This window comes from Burkholderia sp. BCC1999 (assembly GCF_905339975.1).
In the GTDB taxonomy this organism is placed as follows: domain Bacteria; phylum Pseudomonadota; class Gammaproteobacteria; order Burkholderiales; family Burkholderiaceae; genus Burkholderia.
The window spans coordinates 1-20,948 of record NZ_CAJPHP010000001.1; the positions used below are offsets into that span (position 1 = coordinate 1).

Consider the following 20,948-nt stretch of genomic DNA (forward strand, 5'->3'; position numbering starts at 1 on the left):
GTCGTGAGCCACGGCATCACCGGGCCGCTCGGAATGCCGGTCGGTATCTCGGTGCGCCCGGAGCGCATCCACGTGTCGCGCGAGAAGCCGGGTTCGAAACACAACTGGGCGCGCGGCGTCGTGACCGACATCGCGTACATGGGCAGCTACTCGCTGTACCACGTGCGCCTGCCGAGCGGCAAGACGGTGGTGTCGAACCTGTCGAGCTCGCACCTGATGAGCGACACCGCGCCGGCGTGGAACGACGACGTGTTCGTGTCGTGGTCGCCGGCCAGCGGCGTCGTGCTGACGCAATGAGGGCGACATGACGAAACCTTCCGTTTCCATCTTGTCGCGCTGGCTGCCGTCGGGCCGTGGCGTCGCGATCGGCGTGCCGTACCTGTGGCTCGTGATCTTCTTCGCGCTGCCGTTCGTGCTGGTGCTGAAGATCAGCTTCGCCGACCAGGTGCTCGGCATCCCGCCGTACACGGCGCTCGCGCGGCTGGAGGCCGGCACGGTGCGGTTGGTGCTGTCGCTGAAGCACTACGCGCTGCTGCTGCAGGACGACCTGTACCTGAACACGTACGTCAGTTCGCTGAAGATGGCCGCCGCGTCGACGCTGATGTGCCTGCTGGCCGGCTACCCGATCGCGTACTGCATCGCACGCGCGGCGCCGGCGCGCCGCAACCTGCTGATGATGGCCGTGATGCTGCCGTTCTGGACGTCGTTCCTGATCCGCGTTTATGCATGGGTCGGGATCATGAAGGACGACGGGCTGCTGAATCGCGTGCTGGCGGCGCTCGGCATGATCGCGACACCGCTGCGCCTGTATCACACCGACGCGGGCGTCTACATCGGGATGGTCTATTCGTACCTGCCGTTCATGGTGATGCCGCTGTACGCACACCTCGTGAAGATGGATCTCACGCTGCTCGAGGCCGCGAACGACCTCGGTGCGACGCCGTGGTCCGCGTTCTGGCGCATCACGCTGCCGCTGTCGAAGAACGGCATCGTTGCGGGCAGCCTGCTGGTGTTCATCCCGGCCGTCGGCGAGTACGTGATCCCCGAACTGCTCGGCGGCGCGAACACGCTGATGCTCGGCCGCGTGATGTGGGATGAATTCTTCAACAACATGGACTGGCCGATGGCGTCCGCGGTGACGGTGACGATGGTCCTGGTGCTGCTCGTGCCGATGGCGCTGCTCCATTACAGCCAGACCGAAGCGGAGGCACGACAATGACCCGGGCGAATCGCATCCTGTCCGTGTGCGTGCTGGGCGCGGGCTTCCTGTTCCTGTACGTGCCGATCGTCAGTCTGGTCGTCTATTCGTTCAACGCGTCGAAGCTCGTGACGGTGTGGGCCGGTTTCTCGCTGAAGTGGTACGGCGCGCTGCTGCACGACGACGAGCTGCTGACGGCCGCATGGCTGTCATTGAAGATCGCGCTGCTGACGGCCACCGCGTCGGTCGCGATCGGCACGTGGGCCGGTTTCGTGCTGGCTCGCATGGGGCGCTTTCGCGGCTTCACGCTGTATGCCGCGATGATCAACGCGCCGCTGGTGATTCCCGAAGTGATCCAGGGCATCTCGCTGCTGCTGCTGTTCGTCGCGATGCAGCAGACCTTCGGCTGGCCGGCCGGGCGCGGCTGGCTGACGATCTGGATCGGCCACGTGATGCTGTGCCTGTCGTTCGTCGCGGTGATCGTGCAGTCGCGCGTGAAGGAGCTCGACCGCTCGATCGAGGAAGCCGCGCTCGACCTCGGCGCACGGCCGGTGAAGGTGTTCTTCGTGATCACGTTGCCGCTGATCGCGCAGGCGCTGGTGTCCGGCTGGCTGCTCGCGTTCACGGTGTCGATCGACGACGTGATCCTGTCCGCGTTCCTGTCGGGCCCAGGCTCGACGACGCTGCCGCTCGTCGTGTTCTCGCGCGTGCGGATGGGGCTGAATCCCGAGATGAATGCGCTCGCGACGGTGTTCATCACGGTCGTGACGATCGGCGTCGTCGTCGTGAACCGCGCGATGCTGACCCGTGAGCGGCGGCAGGCGCGCGATGCGCGAGCGTGGCATGCGGCGTCCTCGCCCGATTCGCCGGCTCCGTCTTCCGCCTTGCCCTTGCCGCCTGCACGCCAGTCGGCCGCGCAGCCTCGGCATGCCCCCGCACCGCATCCCGTGAAGTGAATAACGACCAGGAGACTTTCCGTGAAAAAGAAACTGCTTTGCGCGCTGATCGCCGGCGCGCTGCCGGGGCTCGCCGCCGCGAATTCGAGCGCCGACCAGATCAGGGCGTTGCAACAGCAGCTCGCGGTGCTGCAGCGGCAGATGAGCGCGCTGCAGTCGCAGCTCGCCGCGAAACCGGCGGCCGTGCCGGCTGCGTCGAATGCGGCGTCCGCCGCGGCCGCGGCCGACCCGTCCGCGCCCGGCTACGGGCAGGCGCCGGCCGTGCTGACCAACGACGACGTGACGGAAATCCGCCAGCAGGTCGCGAACCAGCAACTGAAGGTCGATTCGCTGACCGATGCCGCACGCACGGGCCCGATCGCGGGGCTGTCGGTGACCGGCTATCTCGACCCGACCTATGTGTACAACCGCGGCGGCGGCACGTCGTCGTTCCAGTTCGCGAATCATGAGAACGCGTACACCTACTACAACAGCACGTTCGGCGACGTGTTCCTCGACATCAAGAAAACCTTCGGCGTCGGCCCGACCGCGCCGTCCGCGGAAATCACGCTGATGCCGAACCGCGGCGCAGGCCTGTCGATGATGACGGGCAGCGGCGCGAGCGGGCTCGACATCGTGAACACGGCGGTCATCACGGTGCCGCTGTCGGGCACGACGTCGCTCGTCGGCGGGCTCGTGCTGGGCTTCGGCGGCTACGAGTACCAGCAGTCGAACCAGATGCTCACGCTCACGCACAACCTGCTGTACGACTTCTCCGACCCGGGCTCGTCGATCGGCGCGGGCGTCAACTACCAGAGCGCGGACGGCCACTGGGCGTGGAAGTTCTTCGTTGGCAACGAGCAGTTCCGCAGCGCGGGCGCGGTCACGCAGACGGGCGTCAACGCGCTCGGCGACCCGATCACGACCAGCAACAAGGTGCCGACCTTCACCGCGCGCGTCGACTACATGCACGGCAGCGCGCTCGACCTCGGCGGCTCGATCAACATCGGCCGCCAGACGCTGGTGAGCGCGGTCGATCCGGCGACCGGCAACGTGCGTTACGGTGTCGGCGGCAATGCTCCGAGCGCGTACGGCGCGTTCTTCTTCGGCGAGGCCGATGCGACTTACACGGTGGCCGATGCGCAGTACAACGCGGAACTCGACTACGGCCAGCAGCAGCACGGCGCGTTCAACGGCGGGCTCGCGCAGTGGTTCGGGCTATCACTGCTCGCGCACCGCAAGTTCAATGCGCCGGTGGTCGGGCGCATGGGTGCGACGTTGCGCTACGATCTGCTCGTGAACCGGAAGAACGGCGGAGGCGGTTCGTCGATCGGCCTGAACGGCAACGGGATGGATCCATACAACGGCTTCGGCATCGACGCGGATTGCCTCGCGCAGTCGAAGGCGAACGGCGGCGTTGGTTTCGAGTGCAAGGGCGCGACACGGCAGGCGGCGGCGTTCGACCTGCTGTTCTACCCGACCCAGCAGGTGACGGTGAAGGTCGAATACCGGCACGACTGGGCGAGCAACAAGGTTTTCCTGCGTCACGACGGGTCGTATGCGAAGTCGAACGACTTGCTCGCGACCCAACTCATCTACGCGTTCTGACGCGACACCGTTCGCGAGTCTTACCTATGCTCAAGTTCAAGAACCAGCAACATGTTCAGTCCTACTATGCAGCGACAGTCAACAACCGGATGCGTCATCCGGCGCTCGACGGGGCCGTGAACGCCGACGTGTGCGTGATCGGCGGCGGGCTGACGGGCCTGTCCGCGGCGCTCGATCTTGCCGAGCGCGGCCATTCGGTCGTGCTCGTCGAAGCGTCGAAGATCGGCTGGGGCGCAAGCGGGCGCAACGGCGGCCAGCTGATCGCCGGGTACTCGTGCGACATCGATACGTTTTCGGCCCATCTGCCGGAGGACGACGTGCGGCGTATATGGGCAATGGGGCTGGAGTCGGTCGACATCGTCCGGCAGCGGGTCGAACGGCACGGTATCGATTGCGACCTGACCTTCGGCTACCTGACCGCCGCGAACAAGCCGCGCCATCTCGACGCGCTGCGCGCATGGCGCGATGCGGCGGCGAGCCGCTTCGGCTATCGCGGCTACGAGATCGTCGAGCGGGCCGACATGCAGCACTTCGTCGCATCCGATCGTTATGTCGGCGGCCTGCGTCACGAAGGCAGCGGCCACCTGCATCCGCTGAACTACACGCTCGGCCTCGCACGCGCGGCACGTGAAGCCGGCGTGACGATCCACGAGGACACGCCCGCGCTCGCGCTCGATCGCGCCGCGCCGTACCACCGCGTCCGGTGTGCGCGCGGGCACGTGGATGCCCGCTATGTCGTGCTGGCATGCAATGCGTATCTCGGGCAGCTGGCGCCGTCGGTCGCGCGCAAGATCATCCCCGTCGCGACTTACCTGGTTGCCACGGAGCCGCTTGGCGACGCACGCGCGGCGCGGACGATGCCGGCCGATGCGGCGATCAGCGACTGCAATTCGGCGCTCGATTATTTCCGGCTGACGCGCGACCGCCGACTGCTGTGGGGCGGCAAGGCCAGCAGCTCGACGAACACGCCGCGCGACCTTGCGGCCGCGATGCGGCGCGACATGCTGAAGACGTTTCCGCAGCTTGCCGACGTGCGGATCGACTACGCATGGGGCGGCCTGATCGACGCGACGATGAACCGCGCGCCGCATTTCGGCCGGCTCGAGCCGACCGTGTATTTCGCGCAGGGCTTTTCCGGGCACGGCGTCAACGTGACGGGCCTGGCGGGGCGGCTGATCGCGGAAGCGATCGATGCGCAGGCCGCGCGCTTCGACCTGTTCGGCCGGATTCGTCATCGCGACTTCCCGGGCGGACGCGCGCTGCGCGCGCCGATGCTGGCGCTCGCAATGGCGTGGCACCGGATGACGGACCTGCTGTGACCCGCGCGGGCCGGCTCACCCGGCCGCGCGGCGCCGAATCGTTTCGAACCCCTGATGCCCTGGAGGCAACCATGACCAACATCACGAATATCGTCGACCTGATGCGGGCGCCGGCAAAGCTCACGCAGAGCCGCGTGCCGAGCGGGCTGCTGCTCGACGGCAACCCGATGCAGACGCTGTCGCATCACTACATCAGCCCGTGCGGGCAGTTCAGTTGCGGGATCTGGGAATGCACGCCCGGCCGCTGGACGATCGAGTACGACGAGTCGGAGTATTGCGAGATGCTGAGCGGCGTCGCGATCGTGCGCGACGCGGACGGTCGCGAACGCGTGCTGCGCGCCGGCGACCGTTTCGTGATTCCGCTGGGCTTTCGCGGCACGTGGGAAGTCGTCGAAACGTGCCGCAAGATCTACGCGTCGCATGCACCGCAAGCGGCGCGAGCGGGCGTCTGACGCCGCCGAGTCAATCCAACCATCGAGATCAACGAGGAGCAACCCATGACCCAGGAATTGTGGCGTCTCAGCGCGGCGGAGATGGCCGCGCATGTCGCACGGCGAGACGTGTCGGCAACGGAACTCACGCGCAGCTGCCTGCAGCGGCTCGAGCAGGTGAACCCCGTCATCAACGCGATCGTCGACGTGATGGCCGACAGCGCGCTGCAGGCGGCGTCGGACGCCGATGCCGCGATCGCGCGCGGCGCGCCGGTCGGCCCGCTACACGGTGTGCCGGTGACCGTGAAGATCAACGTCGACACGGCCGGACACGCGACGACCAACGGTGTGCGCGCGTTCGCCGAGCTGATCGCGCAGGAAGACAGCCCGGTGACCGCGAACCTGCGCAAGGCCGGCGCGATCGTGATCGGGCGCAGCAACGCGCCGGCGTTTTCGTACCGCTGGTTCACCGACAACGAACTGCACGGCCGCACGTTGAATCCGTGGGATGCATCGCTGACGCCGGGCGGTTCCAGCGGCGGCGCGGCGGCGGCGGTGGCCGCCGGCATCGGCGCGATCGCGCACGGCAACGACCTCGGCGGCTCGATCCGCTACCCGGCCTATGCCTGCGGGGTCGCGGGGCTGCGGCCGAGCACCGGGCGCGTGCCGGCGTACAACCCCACGCAATCGAAGGACCGCACGCTCGCGGTGCAGCTCGCGTCGGTGCAGGGCCCGCTCGCGCGGACGGTGGGCGACTTGCGTCTTGCACTCGGCGCGATGTCGGCCGGCGATGCACGCGACGCGTGGTGGATGCCGGTTGAGCCGGCTGCGCGCGAGGCCGCATTCCCCGCGCGCGTGGCGGTGTGTGCCGAGCTGCCCGGCGTGCCGACCGATCCGGTGGTCGCCGACGCGATCCGGCAGGCTGCGCGCTGGCTCGAAGACGCCGGCTGCATTGCCGAGGAAGCGACACCGCCGCGGTTCGCCGAAGCGTGCGAACTTTGGCTCGACCTCGTGACCAACGAGGCGCGCAGCGGGCTCGGCGACGTGATCATGCAGCACGGCGACGCGGCAATTCGCACCGCGTTCGCGAGCCAGCGTACGCTCGCGGCGCCGCTGGATCTGGCCGGCTACATGAACGGCCTCGCGCGGCGCACGGCGCTGCTGCGAGACTGGCAGCAGTTCTTCGCACGCTATCCGCTGGTGCTGATGCCCGTGTCGTGCGCGCGGCCGTTCGCGATCGACGCGGATTTGCAGGGCGACGCGGCGATGCGCGAGATCGTCGACCGGCAGGGGCCGCTGCTTGCAACCGCGCTGCTCGGGCTGCCGGGTTTGTCGGTGCCGACCGGCATCCGCGACGGCGTGCCGACCGGCGTGCAACTCGTCGCCGGACGCTTCCAGGAAGCGCTGTGTCTCGCCGCGGGCGAAGCGATCGAGGCGCGCGCGGGCCTTTTCACGCCGATCGATCCGGTGCGCGGATCGTGATGCGCGACATGTCACGAGGAAACCCATGAACCAAACGACATTCGAAGACTGGCAGGCCCGCGCGGCCATGCTGCAGGTCGAAGGGCGCGCCTTCATCGATGGCGAGGCGCGCCACGCGCATGCCGGCGCGACCTTTGCCTGTGTGAGCCCGATCGACGGGTGCGTGCTCGCGCACGTGGCCGATTGCGGCACCGATGACGTCGACCGCGCAGTCGCCGCCGCGCGCCGGGCGTTCGATGCGCAGGCGTGGGCCGGTATGAATCCGCGTGCCCGCAAGGCCGTGCTGCAGCGTTGGGCCGCATTGATGCGCGAGCACGCGGACGAGCTCGCGTTGCTCGAGACGCTCGACACCGGCAAGCCGATCGCCGACACCACGGCGATCGACATCCCGGCCGCCGCGCATTGCGTCGACTGGTACGCGGAAGCGGTCGACAAGATCGGCGGCGAGGTCGCGCCGGCCGACCATCATCTCGTCGGCCTGGTGACACGCGAGCCGATCGGCGTCGTCGCGGCCGTCGTACCGTGGAATTTTCCACTGCTGATGGCCGCGTGGAAGTTCGCGCCGGCACTCGCCGCCGGCAACAGCGTGGTGCTCAAGCCGTCGGAGAAATCGCCGCTGACCGCGATCCGCGTCGCGCAGCTCGCGTGCGACGCCGGCATTCCGGCTGGCGTGTTCAACGTCGTGCCGGGCGGCGCGGAGCCGGGCAGGGCGCTGGCGCTGCATCGCGACGTCGACTGCATCGCGTTCACGGGGTCGACACGCACCGGGCAGCAGATCATGGCGTGCGCCGCGCAATCGAACCTGAAACGCGTGTGGCTCGAACTCGGCGGCAAGTCGCCGAATATCGTGCTGCCCGATTGCCCCGATCTCGACCGGGCCGCGCAGGCGGCCGCCGATGCGATCTTCTTCAACATGGGCGAAGTGTGCACGGCCGGCTCGCGCCTGCTCGTGCACCGCGACATCAAGGACGCATTCGTCGCGAAGCTGGTCGATGCGTCGCGGCGCTTCGCGCCCGGGCATCCGCTCGATCCCGCGGTGACGATGGGCGCGATCGTCGATCGCATGCAGCTCGATCGCGTGATGGGCTACATCGATCTCGGGCGTGACGAAGGCCGCCTCGTGACGGGTGGTTCGCGCGTGCGCGAGGAGACGGGCGGGTTCTATGTCGAGCCGACGGTGTTCGAGGTGAAGCCCGATGCGACGATCGCGCGGGAGGAGATCTTCGGGCCCGTGCTGTCGGTAATCGCGTTCGACGATGTCGACGAAGCCGTGCGCATTGCCAACGATACCGAGTACGGGCTCGCGGCGGCCGTCTGGTCGGCCGATCTGTCGACCGCGCATGCCGTCGCGCGGCGCTTGCGCGCGGGCACCGTATGGGTCAATTGCTACGGCGACGGCAGCGACGACATGAACTTTCCGTTTGGCGGCTACCGGCAGTCGGGCAATGGCCGCGACAAGTCGCTGCATGCGCTCGACAAATACACCGAGCTGAAAGCGACGATCGTGCGGCTGTAACGTCGGGTCGCGCGGCACGCCTGCAAGAACGTGCCGCGCGAAACGGCGCACGGGTCAGTGGCGATCGTCGCCCGGCACGAACAGGCGCGGTTGCGCGGCGTTCAGCGCATCGTCGGCTTCCGGCTGCCACGGGAAAACCCCGTCGCGATCGGGCCACAGCAGCTGGACGCACGGGAAGTCGTCGTTGCCGTAGAACCAGCGGTTCCAGCCGAGATGGGCTTCGTAGTGTGCTTTCGCGACCGGCATCAGCAGCGCGTTCGCATTGCTGTAGACGGAATCCGTGACCTCGCCGATCAGTGGTGGCGTGCCGGCCGCGACCATGCGATACACGTCCCACAGTACGTCGTGGACGATGCGCGCCGGCAACGAGAACACGATGATTTCCGGGAAGCCGTAGTTGACCCACAACCCGGTCGTGAACGAGAAGCCCGGTTCGCCGCCTTCCGCAAACACTTCCGTGCGGAACCATCCGTGCTGGCGAATCTGATGCACGAAGCGTTGCTCGTCTTCCTCGAGCGCCGAATCGGGCGCGTTCAGCGCAGTGGCGATATCCGGTCGCGTGGTCATGCGGGCTCCTTGGGTGGGCGTCGGTCAAATCCGCCGACAACCGATGTGCCGCCATGTTGCCATGGCCGCCGTGCTTACTGAACCGCTTCCTCCGTTTCGCCGAGGAATCCGCCGCTCTGGTGCGCCCACAGCGCCGCATAGATGCCGCCCGCGTTCAGCAGCTGCTGGTGCGTGCCTTCCTCGACGATACGCCCTTCGTCGAGCACGATCAGCCGGTCCATTGCCGCGATCGTCGATAGCCGGTGCGCGATCGCGATCACCGTCTTGCCGCTCATCAGCGTGTCGAGGCTGCGCTGGATCGCGACTTCGACCTCGGAATCGAGCGCGCTGGTCGCCTCGTCGAGCACGAGGATCGGCGCGTCCTTGAGCATCACGCGCGCGATCGCGACGCGCTGCCGCTGGCCACCGGACAGCTTCACGCCACGCTCGCCGACCTCGACGTCGTAGCCGCTGCGCCCGTGGCGGTCGCGCAGCCGGTCGATGAACTCGGTCGCTTCGGCCCGCACGGCCGCCTCCTGCATCTCGCGCTCGGTCGCATCGGGCCGCCCGTACAGCAGGTTCTCGCGCATCGTGCGGTGCAGCAGCGACGTATCCTGCGTGACCATCCCGATCGCGCTGCGCAGGCTGTCCTGCGTCACGTGCGCGATGTCTTGCCCGTCGATCCGGATCGCGCCGCCGCCGACGTCGTAGAAGCGCAGCAGCAGGTTCACGAGCGTCGACTTGCCGGCGCCCGAGCGGCCGATCAGGCCGATCCGCTCGCCCGGCCGGATCGTCAGGTTCAGCCCGTCGAACACCGTGCGGTCGTTGTCCTCGTGCGCGAACTGCACGTTGTCGAACACGATCCCGCCGCGCTGCACCGCGAGCGGCTTCGCATCGGGCGCGTCGACCACGCTGCGCACCTTCGTCAGCGTGTTGATGCCGTCCTGGATCGTGCCGACGTTCTCGAACAGCTCGGTCATTTCCCACATGATCCAGTGCGAATAGCTCGACAGGCGCAACGCCATCGCGATCACGGCCGCGACGACGCCCGCGCTCGCCTCGCCGCGCATCCACAGATAGAGCGCGAGGCCGGCCGAGCCGACCAGCAGCAGCGTCGACAGCAGGTGGTTGACGATCTCGAACGCGCTGACGAGCCGCATCTGCGCGTCGCCGGTCGCCTTGAACGCTTCCATCGCGCGCCGGGCATGGTCGGCTTCCCGCCGCGTGTGCGAGAACAGCTTCACGGTCGTGATGTTCGAGTACGCGTCGGTGATGCGGCCCGTCATCAGCGCGCGTGCGTCGGCCTGCCGGCTGCCGACGGCGCCCAGGCGCGGCACGAAATACGCGCACGCGGCGCCGTAGCCGAGCGCCCACAGCAAGAGCGGAATCATCAGCCGCCAGTCGAAGCTGGCCGCCAGCACGAGGATGCCGATCAGGTACGCGGTGACGCCGATCACGACGTCGACCGACATGAACAGCGCGTCGCGCACCGCGAGCGCGGTCTGCATGATCTTGGTCGTCACGCGGCCCGCGAACTCGTTCGCGTAGAACGACAGGCTCTGGTCGAGCATCAGCCGGTGAAACAGCCAGCGCAGCCGCATCGGGAAGTTGATCGCGAGCACCTGGTGCTTGACCATCGTGTGCAGCGCGATCAGGAGCGCGCTGCCGGCGAGGATCGCCGCGAAACCGACGAGCGTGCCGAAGTGGCGGCCGCCGAAATCCGTCGGCGTCGACGTCGACAGCCAGTCGACCACGTGCCCCATCATCGCGAACAGCGCCGCTTCATAGGCGGCCAGCGCGGCCGACGTCAGCGCGATCAGCAGGATCCAGCTGCGCGCGCCTTTCGTGCACGCCCAGACGAACGAGAAGAATCCCTTCGGCGGCGTGACGGGATCTTCGAGCGGGAAAGTCGGCAGGCGACGTTCGAACCACGAATACATTGAGACTTCTCCTTGGTGCGGCCACGCGGGCGGCGCGACCGGTATTGCCTGATGCCTGTTTCATCCACGGCGCCCTCCGTGGCGGCGTCGTGTCGCACACGTGTTCACTGCGACCGGATCCATGCCTCGATCGGGACGAGCGTGCCCGGCGCATACGCGCGGCGCCCGAGCGCCATGTACAGCCAGGTCTTCCATGCCGGCCAGTCGGACTCGAGCTGATAGTCGAACCAGCCGGCACGCAGTAACGCATGCGTGGCGCCGGGCACGACCACGATGCGACGGTCGGGCCGGTTTGCGAACGCACGCGCATAGGTGCCCGCTTCGTCGACCGGATCGACGTTGCGATCCAGCGCGCCCCACACGGCCAGCACGGGCCCCTGCATCGTCGCGAGCGCCTGCGACGAATCTTCCAGGTAGTTGCGCGCGATGAAGCCGAAACGGCGCGGCTCGATGTCGGGGCGCAGGCGCGGATCGGCCGGCGCGCCTGCCTGACCGAAGATGGCATCGTTGCTGCGTCGCTCGGCGGCCAGTGTCGCATCGATTCGATCCGGCTGCAGGCCGGTTGCCTGGAGCTGCTGTCGCGTCAGATAGGTGCCTTGCCGGCGCCAGCTGACCGCACCGCCGACGATCACCGAGAACGCGGGCCGGACCGCATTGGCCACGCGCGGGATGACCCAGCCGCCCTGGGAAAAGCCCAGCAGGCCGACCTTGTGCGCGGGGCCGGCGACGGCGCGCACGCGCGCCATCGCGGCGATCGTTTCGTTGGCGCGATCCTGCATCGATTGTGCGAGCCAGTCGCCGCCGCTGCGGCCGGTGCCCTGCTTGTCCCACGCGAATACGCCGATGCCGGCGTCGAGCAGGCTGTTGACGAGCGGCAGCATGGCATCGTCGGAGAAGCGCGTGCGCGGGCCGTCGCCGTGCACGAGCAGCACGATCGGCGCGTCGGCCGCATGCGCCGGCAGCGCGAGTGTGCCGACGAGGTCGGCGCCGCCCGCGTGGAATGCGAGCGTGGACACGTTCGCGCCCTTCAGCTCGAAGTCGGACAGGCCACGCAGCACGAGCGCACCGGCCGCGACGAGCACGAACAGGACGAGCGCGATGCCGGCAATGACGATGCGTTTCAAGGATTCCTCGTGGTGGTCGTGTGAAGCGAATGCCGCAGGCGGCGCGTGACAGGCCCGGTGCCTTGACGCCCGTGGTGCATCGCAACGATAATAGATCGACTAATCAGTCTAATAAATATTCGAGCCATCGTCGAGCCCGGAGTTCCTGTTGAGAAAGATCGATCCTGAAAGAGTGGAAGCGAAGCGGCGCCAGATCCTGGATGCCGCGATCGACTGTTTTGCACGCGACGGCTTCCATGCGACGTCCACGGCCGCGATCTGCAAGGCGGCCGGGATGAGCCCCGGCAACCTGTTTCATTATTTCCCGACGAAGGCGGCGATCATCGAGGCGATCGCGCAGGACGACCAGCGCGAGATGGCCGAATTGTTCGCGCGGCACGCGGACGCCGACGATGCGCTGGCCGCGATCGAGGAAATCGCATTGGCGTTGATGGAACTGTCGAGCGATCCCGTCTATGCGCGCATCAGCATCGAGACCGCGACCGAGGCGACGCGCAATTCCGATGTCGCCGCGCTGTTCGCGGCGAACGAGGCGCAGGTGAAAGGGCGGATGGTTGCGCTGATCAAGCGCGGGGTTGCTCAGGGGAAGATCGACGGGAGCCTGAAACCGGATCTCGTCGCGACGTGGGTGCTCGCGCTGGCGGAAGGGGCGGTCTGTCGCGTCGTGTTCGAGCCGGGGTTCAAGCCGCGCGCGCATCGCGCGATGCTGCGGACGATCATTCAGCGGATGTTGCGGCCGCAGTGACGATCGCTGCCCCGGTACCGCGCGACACCCTCGTCGTCGCGCGTTTCGGTCTTCGTCTCATTTGCCCTTCGGCGTACCCAGGCAGCGCACGATTGCCGAGCGCAGCTTGTCGCTCGGCACCGGCTTGTGCAGCAGCATGAAGCCGCCGTGCTGCGACCGGCCGGGCCGGCGCGCGGTGGTGTCGCCGGTGATCAGCATCGCGGGAATGGCCGCGTTGAATTCTTCGCGAATCCGTGCGATCGCGCCGATCCCGTTCTCGTCGCCGCGCAGGTGCAAATCGCAGATCAACAACGTCGGGCGTACGTCACACGTCGCCAAAAGCGCGATCGCGTCGTCGACCGACGACGCCACGACGACGCGGTATCCCCAGCGGGTGAGCAGGATCGACATGCCCGCGCGGATGGCCGCTTCGTCGTCGATCACCACGACGAGGTGCGCCGCCGCCGCGGCCTCGTCGAACGCGAACTCGTCGACGGCGGCCGCGGGCGGTTTCACGACCGCGTCCAGTCGCGCCAGGCGCAGTTCGAAGCACGAGCCCTGCCCGGGCGCCGAGCGCAGCGCCAGCGGGCACTCGAGCAGCTCCGCGAGGCGCCGCACGATCGCCAGGCCGAGGCCCACGCCCTGTTCGTGGCCGCGGTTGCGGTGGGGCAACTGGTAGTAGTCGTCGAACACACGGCTTTGCTGATCGGCGGGAATGCCGCGCCCGGTATCGATCACTTGCAGGCGGACATGCGTATGCGTGCGCCGGCAGCCCACCACGATCCGTCCCGCGTCGGTGTAGCGCACCGCGTTCGACAGCAGGTTGCGCGCGATCCGCTCGATCAGCACCGGATCGGAGTCGACGACCACGGTGCTGGGCACGTACGACAGGTGCAGCCCCTTCGCGCGCGCGTCGACGGCCACGTCCCGGCACACCCGCTCCAGCACTGAATCGATCGCGAACGGCCTGCGATGCACGGGCACGACCCCTGCATCGAGCCGCGAGATGTCCAGGATCGCGGTGAACAGCCCGTCCATCGCATTGACGGACTGGTCGATGCGTTCGACGAGCAGCGCGCCATCGTCGGGCATTGGCACGTGCCGCAACGCGCCGACGAACAGGCTCAATGCGTGGACGGGCTGGCGCAGGTCATGGCTCGCCGCCGCGAGAAAGCTCGATTTGACACGCACGGCTTCCGCGGCGAGATCCTTCTGCTGTCGGAAGTTTTCGGCCAGTTGAGCGGCCTGCTGGCGCGCGTGTTCGGCGGTCCGTTGTGCATGGATGAGCTGCAACTGCATCTCGATCTGGTCGCGCAGCTCCTCGACCAGCCGGATGTACCGCTCCGAATAGGCGTTCTCCTTGCAGTCGAGCAAGCAGATCGTGCCGAGCGTCGTCGTGTCCGGCCAGCGGATCGGCAGGCCGAGATACGAGACCATGTTCACGCGCAGGTCCGGATTGTTTCGCCAGCGTTCCGATCGTCGCGCGTTCGGCACGACCAGCGAGCGGCCGCTCTCGATCACCGCTTCGCAATAGAGCCCCGATCCGTGCAGCTCGGCCGATTCGCCCGGATAGAACGGATTGCCTTCGGATCGGCTCGCCACCAGCACGCGGATGTCTTTTCCGACGTTGCGCATGATCAGCGCGGCCGGCACGCCGACGATTTCCGCGATCAGATCGACGAGACGCTGCCAGCGCGCGATCACGTCGGCGGCCAGGTCGAACGGGACGTCGGGGGCTGCCGGCACAACCGGTGGCAGGGCTTCGGGTGGTTCGTCGGTGCGCGTCATGCACGGGCTCCCCGGGCATCACGCGCCGGACCCGGGGCCCGCATGCGGTATCGCGACCCGGCCCGGCGGCCGGCGCCGGTGCCGCGCCCGCCGGTTGCCATTTGAATACGCATGAATATCTGCCTGGTGTCGTTCATTGCGTGCGAAGCGAGTGGCAATCGCGCGCCTCGCACGCGGGTGCACCGGGGAGTCGGCGAGTTGAGGAACGCGCCACGGTTCGCGTATCGGGGCAGGGTTGTCATCAACACCCCCCGTTTGCATCGAGGATGCAGAAAAATTTAGGCGATCCACGCGGGCAACGCAATTCGCGCGTCAGGTCAGATGAGTCCGGCCTTCCTGCCGGCGACTGCCGCCTGCGTGCGGTTGATCACGTTCAACGCCTTGAAGATCGCGGTGATGTGCGCCTTGACGGTCTTTTCCGACAGGCCGAGCTTGTCGGCGATGACCTTGTTCGGCACGCCCTCCGCAAGATAGCGCAGCACCTCGATCTGGCGGGGCGTCAGCAACGCGTCGCGCGAAATCGTCGTCGCCCCGGCACTGTCCGGCTGCGGTGTCCCGTGTTCGTCGAGTACGAGCGGTGGCACGTAACGCTCGCCGCTGAGCGCGATCCGGATGGCAGACAGCAGCGTATGCGGGCTGGCCGATTTCGGCACGTAGCCCATCGCGCCTTGCGTGAACGCGGTGCGCACGGCGCCCGGATCTTCCGACGCCGACAGCACGATGACGGGAAGCGCCGGGCGCATCTTCGCGAATGCGACGAGCGCGTCGATCCCGTCCATGCCCCGCAGCTTCAGGTCGAGCACGACGGCGTCGAGGTCGACGTGCAGGTCGAGCAGGTGCAGCGCGTCATCGGCGCTGCTCGCCTGAACGACGACGGTGTCGGCGTCTTCCTGACGCAGCAGCATCTCGACGCCGTCACGCAGGATCGCGTGATCGTCGACGATCAGTATTTTCATGAGCGCGATCGGCGGTGGGAAAGCCGACGCCTATCCGATATATGAAAGAACTGGATTGTACAAGACGTAAGTCGTAATACTAAGGTCCTGTTTATCCGGTGTTTTCCTTGCGTCGAACGTCGCGTTTACATTCGATTGAAAAAGGCCGAGACTCCATCGCGGTAGTGGGTAATGGCAGGTGATTCGGGAGGTGCGGCACAGGAATCGTCGGCGTACGACTGCCGTTGAATGCCGACTGAAACCCGCATGTATCGCAGTGCGAAGAAAGCGTGTGGCGGAAGGCCGTGGAGAGTCGGTGCACAGGAGCAGTCGAATCGAATATTTCACATGAAATAAAAATGGTGAAACGGCATATTTTTATTTTCCGTGTGTAATTCGATGGCGAGACCATTGATTTCGATTGCGCGTCAATCGATGTGGACGATGAGTGTTGTCAACGGCAATGACGTAATTCAGGAATCGAACATGATGTCTCCATGTCCCGCGCGCGTTGCCGCACCGGTTGTGTCCCGTGGCCGAAGCGGACGGGCGCCATGAGCTTCGACGGCCTCTCGATCCAGCAGCGGATGGGCATCGGCTTTGTACTCGTCGTGATGCTGACGATCGTGGCGTGTGGAACGATCGTCCTGGAAAGCTACCGGCAATACCGCCAGGGCAGCCTCGATTTGCGCGATTTCGGGCGAGTCGAGCGCGTGATGGTCGCGGCGAACCTGATTTCGGCCGAACGCTGGCCGGCCAACAATCTGCTTGCGTTGCAGCGACGCGACCCGGCGGCAGAGGTGCAGGCCGTCAGCGATGCGCGGATGCGTTCGAACCTGGCACTCGACGCGCTTCGAACGGACATCGCGCAGGCGGTGCCCCTCGAGGCACCCGAGCGGCGGACCACGTTGCGTGCGCTCGAGTCGATCCGCGCCGAACTGGACGGCGCCCGCGGCGAAGTCGACGCGCTCGCGGCGCGGCCGCTGGCGGCGCGCGCGGTGTGGCAGGTACAGTCTGCGCAAGACCGGATGTTCGCGGTCGCCGACGATCTCGCGTCACTGGCCAGCGGCGTCATGGCCGGCACGGCAATGCGCAATCCGGAGACGTCGGGTTCGTTGATGCTCGCGCATCTGCTTGGCGACCTGCGCGAATACACCGGCCGGCTCGGCTCGCTGTTCGTCGCGTCGCTGATCAAGCGCGAGCCGATCGGCGAAGAACGGCTCGCGAGCATCATCCAGATGCGCGGACGCATCGTGCAACTGCGCGCGTTGATCGCCGGCGCGATCGCGCCGCTGCTCGCCGACGTGACGCTCGCAAACGACTTCGCACGGCTGAACGACACGCTGGACGGCAGCTTCATGCCGCTCGTCGCGGCGACGATCCGCGCGAGCCGGACGGGCGCGTATACGATGAGCGCCGAGGACTTCGCGCGGCGGATCATGCGCGATCTCGGATCGTCGGAGCAACTGCGCGACCGCGTGATCGAAATGACGAGCACGCGCACCGTCGAGTTGCGCGATGCCGCCCGCGTCAAGATGGCCCTGTCCGTCGCGCAAGCGGCGATGTGCACGTTGATCCTGTTCCTGCTCGTGCGCGGCACGCAGCGGACGCTGTCGAAGCCGCTCGCCGAGCTGAGCCGGCGCATCGTGGCGCTTAGCCAGGGCGATGTGTCGCCGATCGTCCGGGTGCCGGGCGCGAGCCCGGAGATCGGGCGGGTGAACGACGCACTGGACATGCTGCGCGGCGCCCACGTTCGCCGTGCGGTGCTCGAGCGGCAGCGCAGCGACATGCTGACGCTGTTCTCGCATGACATGCGCGCGCCGCTCACGTCGGTCGTCGTGCTCGTGAATGCGCCCGCCGAATGCTCGCCCGGCTGCACGCTGCGCGAGCGCCTGCATGAAATCGGCAGGCTGGCGCGCCATACGCTGGCGATGGCCGACGGTTTCGCGCAGGTCTCGAGGGCGGAGGCGGGCGAGTGCATGTCGGAGCTCGTCAACGTCGCTGACCTGATGAATCAGGCACGGGACGAAATCTGGCCGCGCGCGCAGGAAAAGCGGATTACCGTCGAGGACGTGCCGCGTTGCGACGAAGCGCTCGTGCGCGGCGACCCGGCACTGCTGTCGCGCGCGCTGGCCAACCTGCTCGGCAACGCCGTCGAATACAGTGCACCCGATACCCGCATCGAATGTACGGTCGGGCTGACCACGGATCGCGCGTCGGTGCGCTGCGTGATCCGCGACTACGGCTACGGGATCGCCGCCAGCGAGCAGGCGCATCTGTTCGAGCGTTATCGGCGCTTTCGCCTGCCAGGGCAGCCCGACACGAAGGGCGTCGGGCTCGGAATGGCGTTTGCCAAGGTGGTCGTCGATCGGCATCGCGGCGAGATTCGCGTGGACAGCGCCGCCTGGCAGGGCACGACGGTGGTGCTGAGCCTGCCCGTGGCCGGGGCGGGCGACGCGGCGGAAAGCTTGACCCGCGAGACGCTGGCCGATCTCGTGCCGGGCTGAGGTCCGGCAGCGACGAGCCGGCCGGTGCGTTCGCCGGGCGCCGGGACTCTTCATCATGCCCCCAAAAAAACTTCTTGACTGTCTATCTATGAGTAGATAAAGTTCGATCCATGGAAACGAAACCGACCGTCCGCGAACAGATTCTCGACCACGCGATCACGCTGATGATGCTGCGCGGTTACAACGGCTTCAGCTATCGAGACCTGTCCGACCTGGTGGGCGTGAAGACGTCGAGCATCCACTACTACTTCCCGTCGAAGGACGATCTCGTGCTGGAAGCGGTGGCGGTTTATAGCGACGAGGTTCTTTCGGCCATGCGGGCGATCGATCCGGCGTTGCCGGCCGACGTGAAACTGAGCCTGTACACGAAGATGTTCGGTCGCACGTTGGGCGACGGCAACCTGATCTGCCTGTGCGGGATGCTGGCCTCCGATATCGAAACGCTGCCGGAGACCGTGCGGCAGGCCGTCCAGGCGTTCTTCAAGGCCAACGAGAGCTGGCTGGCGGAATTGCTGACGCAGGGCGCGCAGGAAGGCACGCTGCAGTTCAGCGGCGAGCCCGACACGGCGGCGCGTACGTTGTACGCGGCGTTCCAGGGCAGTGTGCTGGCCAGCCGGCTGTTTCACACACGGGCACGTCTCGAGGATGTCGAGGCCGTCTGGAAAGCGCGGTCCTGACGGACGGCGCAAGCAGAGAGAGGCGGTTCGCCGCCTTTAATTGTGGTTTATTGTCTATCTGTTGATAGATAGATTATTGGCGCAGATGGGGTGACCCTCTGCATTTTTTGGGAGCGTTTATCTATCTATGAGTAGATAAACGAACGTGATGCAGTCAGCAAGGCTGTCGGCACGCGGTCCCCGGTTCGAAGGTTGTTTCTTTCATTTGCTGAAAAGGAGTCTGTCATGTCGATCGAAAAAGTGCTGTACCGCGCCCATGCAAAAGCCACCGGCGGCCGTGACGGCCGTGCGACGGTGCCCGAAAGCGGTCTCGACCTGAAGCTGACCACGCCGCGCGAACTCGGCGGCGCAGGCGGTGCAGGCGCGAACCCTGAGCAACTGTTCGCCGCCGGCTACAGCGCGTGCTTCATCGGCGCGATGAAGTTCGTCGCGGCACGCGACAAGATCGCGATGCCCGCGGACGCTTCCATCGAAGGCAGCGTCGGCATCGGTGCGATCCCGAACGGCTTCGGCATCGAAGTCGAGCTGAAGATCTCGCTGCCGGGCCTCGATCGCGACGTCGCGCAAACGCTGATCGACCGCGCGCACCTCGTGTGCCCGTACTCGAATGCGACGCGCGGCAACATCGACGTCACGCTCACGCTTGCCTGATTCATCGCACTACGAATCATCCATCGCCATTCACTTGCGCACACCAAGGAACACCATCATGAAGATCGTCAAGCCGCTGCTGATCGCCGCCGCCGTTGCAGCCGCGCTGTCCACCGCACCCGCCGCCTTTGCGGCCGGCGCCGACACCGTCCGTCCCGATGCGAAGACGAGCGCGTTTCTTGCCGCGCTGAACGGCCAGAAGGGCCCGGGCCTCGAAACGCTGAGCCCCGCGAAGGCGCGTCAGGTGCTGGTCGACGCGCAGAACGGCGCGAAGGTCGATCTGTCCGGCATCGACGTGTCGAACCGCACGATCGAGCAGGACGGCCTGTCCGTGCCGGTCACGATCGTGCGTCCGCAAGGCGCGACGGGCACGCTTCCGGTCTTCGTGTTCATCCACGGTGGCGGCTGGGTGCTAGGCGACTTCCCGACGCATGAGCGCCTCGTGCGCGATCTCGTCGTGCAGTCGGGCGCCGTCGCGGTGTTCGTGAACTACACGCCGTCGCCGGAAGCGCATTACCCGGTCGCAATCAACCAGGCCTATGCGGCGACGAAGTGGGTGGCCGCGCATGGCGCCGAGATCGGTGTCGACGGCAGCCGCCTCGCGGTGGTCGGCAACAGCGTCGGCGGGAACATGACGGCCGTCGTGGCGCTGATGGCGAAGGACAAGGGCGGCCCCGCGATTCGCTTCCAGGGCCTGATGTGGCCGGTCACGGACCACAACTTCAACACGGGTTCGTACAACGCGTACCAACAGGGCCACTTCCTGACGCGGCCGATGATGAAGTGGTTCTGGGACGCCTATACGAAGGACGACGCGCAACGCAACGAGATCTACGCGTCGCCGCTGCGCGCGAGCATCGCGCAGTTGAAGGGCCTGCCGCCCGCACTGATCCAGGTCGCGCAGTTCGACGTGCTGCGTGACGAGGGCGAAGCATACGGCCGCAAGCTCGACGCGGCCGGTGTCGACGCGACGACCACGCGCTACGACGGCACGATTCACGATTTCGGCCTGCTGAACGTGCTGGCCGACGACGCGCCGACGAAGGCCGCGACGAAGGCGATGGCGAATGAAATCGCGACGCGGTTGAAGTAACGCGGCGGGCTCGCACGCGCGCCGAAAGCGGAGCGGGGCGCGTGCGAACGATGACGAGGCGGGCGCATGCCCGCCTTTTTCGCATGCAGCCGGCGGGCGGGATCGATCATTTCGGCCCGTACGCCGGCGGCTTCGGATCGTCCGCTACTTCCCGTCCCGGTTCAGCGACATGATCCATTTCGCGAACCGCGCCGCATCGTCGGCCGAGATTGCGTTGGGCGGCATCGTTGCGCTGCCCCATTTGCCGGTACTGCCTTCGAGCATGCTTTTCCGGAGCTTCGCGAGCGCATCGGAATCGTCGCGGTAGTGTGCGGCGATCGCGCGGAACGGCGGGCCGACTTTCGTCGTATCGAGCGTGTGGCATGCGCGGCAGGTCTGCTCGCTGGCCGACGTCGCGGCGCGGCCGGGCGTTGCCGCCGTTGCGAGTGCGAGCGCGCACAGCAGCGGTGCGGCGATGGGTTTGAAGATCATCGG

Annotated in this window: 19 protein-coding genes; 13 read left to right on the forward strand and 6 right to left on the reverse strand. The window is 66.9% G+C overall.

The features are described from left to right. The 8 genes from U5809_RS00005 to U5809_RS00040 form a co-directional block, all read left to right on the forward strand. Nucleotides 1–297 (forward strand): TOBE domain-containing protein (locus tag U5809_RS00005; protein WP_322084938.1); only part of this gene is annotated, 297 nt, incomplete at its 5' end. Nucleotides 298–304: 7 nt separating this feature from the next. Then, nucleotides 305–1,219 (forward strand): ABC transporter permease subunit, encoded by a 915-nt coding sequence (locus tag U5809_RS00010; RefSeq protein WP_322084939.1) that lies wholly within the window; start codon nt 305–307, stop codon nt 1,217–1,219. After that, nucleotides 1,216–2,154: an ABC transporter permease subunit gene (locus U5809_RS00015; protein WP_322084940.1), complete on the forward strand. Its 939-nt coding sequence runs from the start codon at nt 1,216–1,218 to the stop codon at nt 2,152–2,154. The genes U5809_RS00010 and U5809_RS00015 overlap by 4 nt, the downstream gene beginning before the upstream one ends. A gap of 21 nt (nt 2,155–2,175) precedes the next feature. Further along, nucleotides 2,176–3,741, forward strand: coding sequence for a DUF3138 family protein (locus U5809_RS00020; RefSeq protein WP_322084941.1), 1,566 nt, complete (start codon nt 2,176–2,178; stop codon nt 3,739–3,741). A 26-nt stretch (nt 3,742–3,767) separates the two neighbouring features. Then, nucleotides 3,768–5,060, forward strand: a complete 1,293-nt coding sequence (locus U5809_RS00025) for an FAD-binding oxidoreductase (RefSeq protein WP_322084942.1) — start codon at nt 3,768–3,770, stop codon at nt 5,058–5,060. Between the two features lie 71 nt (nt 5,061–5,131). Beyond that, nucleotides 5,132–5,512 (forward strand): cupin domain-containing protein, encoded by a 381-nt coding sequence (locus U5809_RS00030; protein ID WP_322084943.1) that lies wholly within the window; start codon nt 5,132–5,134, stop codon nt 5,510–5,512. A gap of 45 nt (nt 5,513–5,557) precedes the next feature. Continuing rightward, the gene (locus tag U5809_RS00035) at nt 5,558–6,973 is read left to right on the forward strand and encodes an amidase family protein (RefSeq protein WP_322084944.1); all 1,416 of its coding nucleotides are present in this window, start codon (nt 5,558–5,560) and stop codon (nt 6,971–6,973) included. Nucleotides 6,974–6,998: 25 nt separating this feature from the next. After that, complete coding sequence (locus U5809_RS00040; protein WP_322084945.1) at nt 6,999–8,489, forward strand: aldehyde dehydrogenase; 1,491 nt, start codon at nt 6,999–7,001, stop codon at nt 8,487–8,489. A 54-nt stretch (nt 8,490–8,543) separates the two neighbouring features. On the opposite strand, the gene U5809_RS00045 is transcribed toward U5809_RS00040, so the two are convergent. The 3 genes from U5809_RS00045 to U5809_RS00055 form a co-directional block, all read right to left on the reverse strand. Continuing rightward, nucleotides 8,544–9,056, reverse strand: coding sequence for a DUF4262 domain-containing protein (locus U5809_RS00045; RefSeq protein ID WP_322084946.1), 513 nt, complete (start codon nt 9,054–9,056; stop codon nt 8,544–8,546). A 74-nt stretch (nt 9,057–9,130) separates the two neighbouring features. Continuing rightward, on the reverse strand, nt 9,131–10,975 hold the full coding sequence (locus tag U5809_RS00050) for an ABC transporter ATP-binding protein (RefSeq protein WP_322084947.1): 1,845 nt from the start codon (nt 10,973–10,975) through the stop codon (nt 9,131–9,133). A gap of 104 nt (nt 10,976–11,079) precedes the next feature. Further along, nucleotides 11,080–12,099, reverse strand: a complete 1,020-nt coding sequence (locus U5809_RS00055) for an alpha/beta hydrolase (protein ID WP_322084948.1) — start codon at nt 12,097–12,099, stop codon at nt 11,080–11,082. A gap of 148 nt (nt 12,100–12,247) precedes the next feature. Between U5809_RS00055 and U5809_RS00060 the strand changes: the two genes are divergently transcribed. Next, a complete protein-coding gene (locus tag U5809_RS00060; RefSeq protein ID WP_322084949.1) occupies nt 12,248–12,844 on the forward strand; it encodes a TetR/AcrR family transcriptional regulator in 597 nt (198 codons plus the stop codon). Between the two features lie 57 nt (nt 12,845–12,901). On the opposite strand, the gene U5809_RS00065 is transcribed toward U5809_RS00060, so the two are convergent. Together U5809_RS00065 and U5809_RS00070 are read right to left on the reverse strand one after the other, a co-directional pair. Further along, the gene (locus U5809_RS00065; RefSeq protein WP_322084950.1) at nt 12,902–14,611 is read right to left on the reverse strand and encodes an ATP-binding protein; all 1,710 of its coding nucleotides are present in this window, start codon (nt 14,609–14,611) and stop codon (nt 12,902–12,904) included. Between the two features lie 317 nt (nt 14,612–14,928). Continuing rightward, nucleotides 14,929–15,567 (reverse strand): response regulator transcription factor, encoded by a 639-nt coding sequence (locus U5809_RS00070; RefSeq protein WP_322084951.1) that lies wholly within the window; start codon nt 15,565–15,567, stop codon nt 14,929–14,931. Nucleotides 15,568–16,100: 533 nt separating this feature from the next. Here U5809_RS00070 and U5809_RS00075 point away from each other — a divergent pair. From U5809_RS00075 to U5809_RS00090, 4 genes are all read left to right on the forward strand, one after another. Further along, complete coding sequence (locus U5809_RS00075; protein ID WP_322084952.1) at nt 16,101–18,053, forward strand: HAMP domain-containing sensor histidine kinase; 1,953 nt, start codon at nt 16,101–16,103, stop codon at nt 18,051–18,053. A gap of 110 nt (nt 18,054–18,163) precedes the next feature. Then, a complete protein-coding gene (locus U5809_RS00080) occupies nt 18,164–18,730 on the forward strand; it encodes a TetR/AcrR family transcriptional regulator (RefSeq protein WP_322084953.1) in 567 nt (188 codons plus the stop codon). Between the two features lie 225 nt (nt 18,731–18,955). Further along, nucleotides 18,956–19,381 carry an organic hydroperoxide resistance protein gene (locus U5809_RS00085; RefSeq protein WP_124448805.1) on the forward strand — a complete coding sequence of 142 codons (426 nt, stop codon included), beginning with the start codon at nt 18,956–18,958 and terminating at the stop codon, nt 19,379–19,381. A 58-nt stretch (nt 19,382–19,439) separates the two neighbouring features. Further along, entirely contained in the window at nt 19,440–20,474 is a 1,035-nt protein-coding gene (locus tag U5809_RS00090; protein ID WP_322084954.1) for an alpha/beta hydrolase, read from the forward strand. Nucleotides 20,475–20,618: 144 nt separating this feature from the next. Here U5809_RS00090 and U5809_RS00095 read toward each other — a convergent pair whose 3' ends face one another. Further along, entirely contained in the window at nt 20,619–20,945 is a 327-nt protein-coding gene (locus tag U5809_RS00095; protein ID WP_322084955.1) for a c-type cytochrome, read from the reverse strand. Nucleotides 20,946–20,948: the final 3 nt, after the last annotated feature.

Bases quoted from the DNA above. Each gene is read 5' to 3' on its own strand.
- U5809_RS00030 (WP_322084943.1), top strand. From the start codon at position 5,132: ATGACCAACATCACGAATATCGTCGACCTGATGCGGGCGCCGGCAAAG.
- U5809_RS00085 (WP_124448805.1), top strand. From the start codon at position 18,956: ATGTCGATCGAAAAAGTGCTGTACCGCGCCCATGCAAAAGCCACCGGC.
- U5809_RS00010 (WP_322084939.1), top strand. From the start codon at position 305: ATGACGAAACCTTCCGTTTCCATCTTGTCGCGCTGGCTGCCGTCGGGC.
- U5809_RS00065 (WP_322084950.1), bottom strand. From the start codon at position 14,611: ATGACGCGCACCGACGAACCACCCGAAGCCCTGCCACCGGTTGTGCCG.
- U5809_RS00035 (WP_322084944.1), top strand. From the start codon at position 5,558: ATGACCCAGGAATTGTGGCGTCTCAGCGCGGCGGAGATGGCCGCGCAT.
- U5809_RS00095 (WP_322084955.1), bottom strand. From the start codon at position 20,945: ATGATCTTCAAACCCATCGCCGCACCGCTGCTGTGCGCGCTCGCACTC.
- U5809_RS00045 (WP_322084946.1), bottom strand. From the start codon at position 9,056: ATGACCACGCGACCGGATATCGCCACTGCGCTGAACGCGCCCGATTCG.
- U5809_RS00025 (WP_322084942.1), top strand. From the start codon at position 3,768: ATGCTCAAGTTCAAGAACCAGCAACATGTTCAGTCCTACTATGCAGCG.
- U5809_RS00040 (WP_322084945.1), top strand. From the start codon at position 6,999: ATGAACCAAACGACATTCGAAGACTGGCAGGCCCGCGCGGCCATGCTG.
- U5809_RS00080 (WP_322084953.1), top strand. From the start codon at position 18,164: ATGGAAACGAAACCGACCGTCCGCGAACAGATTCTCGACCACGCGATC.
- U5809_RS00050 (WP_322084947.1), bottom strand. From the start codon at position 10,975: ATGTATTCGTGGTTCGAACGTCGCCTGCCGACTTTCCCGCTCGAAGAT.
- U5809_RS00090 (WP_322084954.1), top strand. From the start codon at position 19,440: ATGAAGATCGTCAAGCCGCTGCTGATCGCCGCCGCCGTTGCAGCCGCG.
- U5809_RS00075 (WP_322084952.1), top strand. From the start codon at position 16,101: ATGAGCTTCGACGGCCTCTCGATCCAGCAGCGGATGGGCATCGGCTTT.
- U5809_RS00015 (WP_322084940.1), top strand. From the start codon at position 1,216: ATGACCCGGGCGAATCGCATCCTGTCCGTGTGCGTGCTGGGCGCGGGC.
- U5809_RS00070 (WP_322084951.1), bottom strand. From the start codon at position 15,567: ATGAAAATACTGATCGTCGACGATCACGCGATCCTGCGTGACGGCGTC.